The 7,035-nt window shown below is 40.3% G+C and carries 10 protein-coding genes; 6 read left to right on the top strand and 4 right to left on the bottom strand.

Features of this window, described 5'->3' with window-relative positions; translation table 11 throughout:
• From RRG12_RS11005 to RRG12_RS10995, 3 genes are all read left to right on the top strand, one after another.
• Positions 1 to 385, top strand: a 385-nt coding sequence (locus tag RRG12_RS11005; RefSeq protein ID WP_420759288.1) for a WD40 repeat domain-containing protein, incomplete at its 5' end; no start/stop codon positions are given.
• Positions 386 to 388: 3 nt separating this feature from the next.
• The gene (locus RRG12_RS11000; protein WP_420759287.1) at positions 389 to 1,513 is read left to right on the top strand and encodes an ATP-binding protein; all 1,125 of its coding nucleotides are present in this window, start codon (positions 389 to 391) and stop codon (positions 1,511 to 1,513) included.
• Positions 1,514 to 1,743: 230 nt separating this feature from the next.
• Entirely contained in the window at positions 1,744 to 2,013 is a 270-nt protein-coding gene (locus RRG12_RS10995) for a YciI family protein (protein WP_069069229.1), read from the top strand.
• Positions 2,014 to 2,114: 101 nt separating this feature from the next.
• Here the strand turns inward: RRG12_RS10995 and RRG12_RS10990 are convergent, their stop codons facing one another.
• A complete protein-coding gene (locus RRG12_RS10990) occupies positions 2,115 to 2,249 on the bottom strand; it encodes a hypothetical protein (RefSeq protein ID WP_256090862.1) in 135 nt (44 codons plus the stop codon).
• Between the two features lies 1 nt (position 2,250).
• Between RRG12_RS10990 and RRG12_RS10985 the strand changes: the two genes are divergently transcribed.
• Positions 2,251 to 3,051, top strand: a complete 801-nt coding sequence (locus tag RRG12_RS10985; protein ID WP_420759286.1) for a Tab2/Atab2 family RNA-binding protein — start codon at positions 2,251 to 2,253, stop codon at positions 3,049 to 3,051.
• Positions 3,052 to 3,137: 86 nt separating this feature from the next.
• Here the strand turns inward: RRG12_RS10985 and RRG12_RS10980 are convergent, their stop codons facing one another.
• Together RRG12_RS10980 and RRG12_RS10975 are read right to left on the bottom strand one after the other, a co-directional pair.
• Positions 3,138 to 3,302 carry a hypothetical protein gene (locus tag RRG12_RS10980; protein WP_176726947.1) on the bottom strand — a complete coding sequence of 55 codons (165 nt, stop codon included), beginning with the start codon at positions 3,300 to 3,302 and terminating at the stop codon, positions 3,138 to 3,140.
• 294 nt (positions 3,303 to 3,596) lie between these two features.
• A complete protein-coding gene (locus tag RRG12_RS10975) occupies positions 3,597 to 3,881 on the bottom strand; it encodes a DUF2470 domain-containing protein (RefSeq protein WP_069069231.1) in 285 nt (94 codons plus the stop codon).
• A gap of 289 nt (positions 3,882 to 4,170) precedes the next feature.
• Between RRG12_RS10975 and RRG12_RS10970 the strand changes: the two genes are divergently transcribed.
• Positions 4,171 to 4,926 (top strand): metallophosphoesterase family protein, encoded by a 756-nt coding sequence (locus RRG12_RS10970; RefSeq protein WP_420759285.1) that lies wholly within the window; start codon positions 4,171 to 4,173, stop codon positions 4,924 to 4,926.
• Between the two features lie 56 nt (positions 4,927 to 4,982).
• On the opposite strand, the gene RRG12_RS10965 is transcribed toward RRG12_RS10970, so the two are convergent.
• A complete protein-coding gene (locus RRG12_RS10965; protein WP_420759284.1) occupies positions 4,983 to 5,840 on the bottom strand; it encodes a M48 family metallopeptidase in 858 nt (285 codons plus the stop codon).
• Positions 5,841 to 6,233: 393 nt separating this feature from the next.
• Between RRG12_RS10965 and RRG12_RS10960 the strand changes: the two genes are divergently transcribed.
• Positions 6,234 to 6,764, top strand: a complete 531-nt coding sequence (locus RRG12_RS10960; RefSeq protein WP_069069234.1) for a DUF4330 domain-containing protein — start codon at positions 6,234 to 6,236, stop codon at positions 6,762 to 6,764.
• The last annotated feature ends 271 nt before the right edge of the window (positions 6,765 to 7,035 follow it).

Genomic DNA, 7,035 nt, shown 5'->3' with positions numbered 1-7,035 from the left:
AACAGGAAAGGAAATCTCTACCCTGACTGGTCATAACAACTCGGTATTTGCAGTAGTGATCGACCGAGATGGAAAAACAGCCGTTTCTGGTTCACGTGACAAGACCCTAAAACTGTGGGATCTAAAGACAGGAAAGGAAATCTTTACCCTGACTGGTCATAACGACTCGGTAGGTGTAGTAGCAATCGCCCCAGATGGAAAAACAGCCGTTTCTGGTTCACGTGACAAGACCCTGAAACTGTGGGATCTAGAGACAGGAAAAGAAATCTCTACTTTTATTGGTGATAGTCATATATATTGCTGTGCAGTTTCTCCAGATGGATTGACGATTATAGCAGGAGAACCATCAGGGCGTGTTCATTTCCTCCGTTTAGAAGGGGGTTAAAAAATGAAACCGATCATTGAAAATCCGATCAATATCCCCAGATATCCCCTAGAATTTCAGCAAATCATTACCGCTAAAAATCAAAACTTTGTCGGTCGTGAATTTGTCTTTGCTGCTATCAACAAATTTCTCAATCAATCTGACCGGGGCTACTTTACTATTATCGGCGATCCTGGTATTGGTAAAAGTGCCATTCTTGCCCATTATGTCAGCCAAAATCCGGGAGTTGTTTATTACAATGTCGAAATCTCAGGTAAAAACCGCGTTGAGGAATTTCTGACGAATATTTGCACTCAATTAATAGAAATCGCCCAAAATCAAGGTATTAAAACTAGTGTTGAGCGGAGTCGAAACAATCTCACTCCTAACTTTTCTGACTCTACCACAGAAGACAGTGGTTTTTTATCGTTATTACTGCAACAAATCAGCAATAGATTGCAACCAAAACAACGTTTAATTATTACTATAGATGGCTGCGATAGAATTGATATCAACAATCAACCACGCGGCTCAAACATATTTTATTTACCCCGTTATCTACCCGAAAAAGTTTATTTTATCCTTAGTCGTCGTCCTTTTTTGGCAGATAAATCAGGTTTATTAATTGAAACACCAGCCCAATCTTTAGATTTATCAAATTACCCTGAACAAAACCGCGCTGATATCCAAGAATATATTAAAACTTATTTAAATGAATCATCTCATTCTGAGCCTATTGTTAGCGAAGAGAAGAATCGTGGAGACTTTTCGCTCAACATGACAGAGCAAGGTTTTGATGATGAAACGAATTTTATGTATGTTAAAGAAATTTTAGCAGATATTACTGAGGATATTTACCCCCAAAATTTACAGATATATTACCAAAATCATTTAGAAAAAATGAATTTAGCCACCAGTAAACAGCAACCAATGGCTTTGCAGGTGTTAAATATCTTAGTTCAAGAGCAACCAATATCAATAGAAGCGATCGCTGAAAGATTAGATGTAGATGAATATGAAATCAAGGTGATTTTAGATAAGTGGCGAGAGTTTTTACATTTAGAATCAATAGCAGCCGAAATCCACTATAGTGTTTATCATACTAATTTTCGTGATTGGTTGAGGCAACAAATAGAGTCTAACTTTTGAGTTAAAAGGGCATTTAGAGGATGTTTGAAAAGTTCTATTGTCAGTAGCAGAAGTTTTAGATCCCCCTAAATCCCCCTTAAAAAGGGGGACTTTGATTCCGGTTCCCCCCTTTTTAAGGGGGGTTAGGGGGGATCTCAAAGTGCCTAAAGTCACAGGGAAACACTTTTCAAGCAACCTCTTAGAAACCGCGAGAGTAATATCTTATTAACCAGTAGGAGTAACAAGCAATTATGACTAAATATGTACTCTGGGGAACTTACTGCGAAGACGTTCTCGAAAAACGTGTCCCTCACCGTCAAGCTCATTTGGACGGATTAGCAAAACAGAAAGAATCCGGTGTGTTGATTACTATTGGCCCCACCAAGGATGTCACAAAAGTTTTTGGGATTTACGAAGCCGAAGACGAAGCCACTGTGCGCGAGTTAATTGAAAACGATCCTTACTGGAAAAATGGCATCTGGACTGAATATTCTGTCAAAGAATGGATTCAGGCTTTATAAATTGGGTATGGGGTATGGGGCATTGGGCATTGGTTATTAATTCTTCTCCCTCACTTCCTCATCTCCTAATACGGTTCGGTTAAGGTTTTTTGATGAAAATTCTAAATCACAAAGACGCGATAAATCGCCGTCTCTAAAATAATCAATCCTTCTTCTTGACGGCGATTTATCGCTTCTCTTGGGTTAACCAAACGTATTGTCTCATCTCCCTCATCCTCACTCCCCACTCCCCACATAATGAAAATTTGGCAGGTTGATTTTTATCGTCGTCCCTCACAAGATGCGTCTGGACAAATTTTATGGGACTTGTTGATTTGTGACGCAACTCGCAGCTTTGAGTATGAAGCTACCTGTCTCCAGTCAGCAGCGAATTCTAGTTGGGTTGCTGCTCAACTAGAATTCGCTGCTGGAGAAAAATTGCCAGATGTGATCCAGGTGTTTCGTCCTCAGTCTCTCAGCTTAATTGAGGCGGCTGGACGCAATTTAAGTATAAATGTCGAACCTACTCGCCACACCTTGGCGTTAAAGCAGTGGTTAGCAGAAAAGCAATATCCCTCAACGCTGGATAAACCGCCCCCAGTACCATTACCAGAAAACCTCTGGGGAGAACAATGGCGTTTTGCGAGTCTAGCTGCTAGTGATGTAGAAACGAGATTTAGTGATCGCCCCATTCCCATTTTGCACATCCCAGAACATCTCAAACCCATCAATTTAGGTTTGGCATCAACAGTCCCCGTTCCTGGTGTGGTAATTTATGGTGGACGGCAATCGATGCGCCTAGCCCGGTGGTTGCAGCAAGCCCGTTCTGTGGCATTAAACTATATTTCTGGCGCACCAGACGGCTTAATCTTAGAAGCTGGCTTGGTGGATAGATGGATTGTTGCCACATTTGAAGATCCAGAAGTTACAAAAGCAGCCCAAGCATTTGAACAACGGAAACAGCAAAGTCGAGGATTGCATTTTTTGTTAGTGCAGCCAGATGATTCTGGGATGACTTATAGCGGCTTTTGGTTATTGCGTCCAGAAAATGGATGTTAATTGCCAAAAATATTATTCTGTTTATTGAATAAATTTTGAATTGACAAGGAAATCCAGCTAGTAAAAATTCATGTTCTGGTAGTTTATCAATTAATCAAATATACCTGAAGCTGTTTGAGCAAAGTTTTTTCATAAACTAATTGAGCATCTGTATTAATTTCACTGCTTAAAATGCATTCACTTTCTATATTTAAAGAATGAGCCGCCTGTTCAAAGGCTAATCTAATTCCAATACTGCTTGGGTAAAGCATTTTGAACTCGGAATTGGGTTTGGGGAAAAGGTTAAAGGGAAAAGGTTAAAGGTTAAAGGTTTTTTCTTTCCCCTTTCCCCTTACCCTTTTCCCCAAAACCCGACAAGTATTGAATCTTAATTCCCCCTATTCCTGAAAATAAATCGACAAACCGAATTTTAATTTTCTCCATAGAGATTAAGGTAATTTTCAAATGCATGTCATACAAATTACTGTAGGGGCACAATCATATATTGTGCCCCTACGCGTATGGTCTATTCAATTAAAAATCGCTGTAAGTTACTTTGTTATTTCCTACTTAGCCTTCACCCGCGCTTGCTTCACCATCGCAATCAGAGTTTGATGGGCATCTTCCGCATCTGCTAAAACATGATCAAATTGAATGCGAACTGGTACAGGTTCGCCATTCACTTGCGCTGTTAAATCCATACCCTGTGCATCAATTGAAAGCATTTCGGCTGCGATTGCATCTGTCACACCACCAAAAGCTTTAGCATAAACAACTACAGCATCAGCATGATCATCATTCATATGCTTGCAGATGCGCGAACTAATTTCAGGAGAAAAATCTTTAGACATTGTGAGATTAAAAGTGACCAATACGGCAAGAGTCTAAATTCTCACCTAAGTAGATGAGATTTGCCAATATTTCAAATTAGCAGAAAAGACATTAGTCTCGCACCATCGTTATTATAAGTGATATCTGAAAAACAATTGCCGTTGTATATATTTGATAAGTTAAGTTTATTACTAGTACAACAATTAAATTAAAATAAACATTATCCAGTATTTTTACCTTTAATTGCGGAAAGCAAACAGCGTAAACTGTAGCAGAAGTATTAGCCAAAACTATTGTAGCTAAGAGACAATGAGCGAAATTAGCCCCAGACGAATTGTAATTGGGGATGTGCATGGACACTATGAAGGTTTAATGACATTGTTGGAGGCGATCGCCCCCACGTCAGAAGATCATGTCTATTTTCTGGGAGACTTAATTGATCGTGGCCCTCATAGCGCACAAGTAGTTAATTTTGTCAAGCGGAATAACTACTCATGTTTATTGGGAAATCATGAGCAGATGTTATTAAACATTCTGACCAATGAAAAGACTTCCTCCTCGACAATGCAAGCATGGCTGTATGGTGGAGGACAAGCTACCGTGGCCAGTTACCAAGAGGCTCCAATTCCTGACGACCATCTGGATTGGTTAAAAACTTTGCCTACATACATTGACTTGGGGGATGTTTGGTTAACTCATGCTGGTGTTGATCCCTCCAAGTCAGTGACAGAACAAACAGCCGATGAACTGTGCTGGATACGAGAGGAATTTCACAGCATTGAAAAACCCTACTTTCCAGATAAGCAAATTATTATCGGTCACACCATTACCTTTACTCTGCCGGGTGTTTCTCCTGGTAAACTGGCACAAGGAAAGGGATGGCTAGACATAGATACTGGCGCTTATCATCCCCGGAGTGGCTGGTTGACTGGACTGGATGTCACAAATGACTTGGTTTATCAAGTGAACATATTTAAAAACTATATTCGTGTCCTGCCTTTAGAAGAGGTTGTAATTAACGTTGATCCAGCCAAAATTAAAGTTGATCGTCGCCATAAGAATTGAGTGGGAGTGGGGAGATGAGGGGAATAACCAATGCCCAATGCCCAAGACCCTAAAGACTACGTTAATGGTCGAATATTAGCTTTATAACTAGTGTTATCCAAGCCATATTTTCCATTACTAGGTTGGGAGTTAATAGCACGTCTGAGGCCATTAATGCGATCGCTAGTTCCGGGGTGTGTACTCAAAAATGTCGGCACAGAACCACCCTTTTGCAGCAGCTTTTGCATAAAAGAAACCATCCCAGACTGGGCATAACCGGCGCGTGTCAAAGTTCTTAACCCTCTTTGATCGGCATCAAATTCATCGTTACGACTGCGGGGACGATTCAAGGCAAGTTCTACACCAATGCCCACGGCTGCATTGCGATCTAAACCACTTGCTGTGGCTAAACCACTAGCGATCGCTTTTTGCCGCATCTGTTTAACCAGGTGTTTACCGCCAATATGACCAATTTCATGGGCGATGACACTTGCGAGTTCCGCTTCATTATCGGCAGCTTTTAGCAAACCCGTGTGGACATATACATAACCTCCTAAAGTAGCAAAAGCATTAATAGCATCATCTTCAACCACTTGGAAGGTATAGGGAAGATTGGGGCGATCGCTATTGGCCGCTAAACGCCGACCAATTTGTTCGACATAGGCATTAACATTAGAATTCCGGTAAAGTCGGACTTGACCGCTCAGTATTTGCTGATTAATCTGCTTACCAATATCAGTTTCCTGGCGATCGGATATATTAGAAAGCTGAAGTACCTGGACTCCCTGCAATATCATAGGCAAGAAATCAAAAGCTCTTCCAGGCAGAGGTGTACTCAGGCACAGACTCAGGGCGACTACCACCGAAATTAGGGGATAAAACCAGCGCCGCCGCCACATCCGGTAATTTGCAACAAAACCTTTCCAATTGAACATAATACGCTTTGAAGATTATTTCGGGAGAACATAAAATGATGAGACAAATTATGAGACGGATTTAGAGTATTCTAAGTTGCATTCTTGACTCAAGACCAAAGGGTTTGTGATACAGATAATTCTTACGCAAATCTACTGAACTGTGCGAGGCTAAGGATTCCCTCTAGAGATAGGTTTCAACATTAGATTCTACTTTCTAGATAGGTCAGTCTTAATAGGTACAAGTTTGAGGTTTAGTTGCCGCTCCTCGGAACTTGCGAACTCGTGATAAACTGTCGCATAACCATAATCCCCGGATGCTTTGAGTTATTACCAAATAGGGAAAATTGCCGTTCCCATTGAAAACCTTCTTTCTACAATCAATTACTTCGCTATTACTTCGGAAAACTTTTTATGGCTATTTTAGATTCCAAAGGTCGTTTATTCGGTAAAATCAACCTCCTAGATTTAGGTGCTGCACTGGTCATTTTGCTAGTTATATTTGGCATCTTTGTCTTTCCTGGCACTTCTGGTTCTGTTGCCCAAGTCGGTGCGAAAACAGTACCCGTAGAAGTAGACGTATTAGTTCGGGGTTTGAATATACGTGATCCTGAGCAATTATTTAACAACGGCTTAAAAAAAGGTGGAAAAACTAATGTGATTATCCGCAATCAGCCTTATGGGCAGATTGAGATTAAATCTATTCAACAGCTACCTAGAACAGTCAATGTTTTCCAACCTGATGGCACTGTTAAAGAATTACCAGATCCAAAGACCAACAATTTTAGTACAGATATGCTTTTGACCTTAGAAGGTAAAGCCCAACGCACTGAAAGCGGACTAGTTCTAGGTAGCAGTAAAGTAAAAATTGGTATGCCATTTGAGTTAGAAGGCTTTAACTACAACTTCAATGCAACTGTTATTGATATCAGATTTGACAAATAGCATTCACATTTTGTTTGATATATTTCGCCATCTCTGATAGGAGAGGCAACTGGCATAAACTGGGTGAAATCAAAACTGTGCAGAACAACTATATAAGACGTGTGTGTACATAATAGACAATATCAAAGTCAATTTTTGTAACTTAGACGCAAAGTAGCTTTCTGCACAACTCGTAAGTAAGATCAAGGTTTAATTAAGGGCGTTGCAAAATATAAATATTATTTTGCAACGCCCTTAATTTAGTAAGCATTGGTAATCAAAAGTCCAACTA

Source organism: Nostoc sp. CALU 546, from assembly GCF_048836525.1.
The sequence above is the reverse complement of the archived record's forward strand: the minus strand, read 5'-3'. Positions and strand labels throughout refer to the sequence as shown.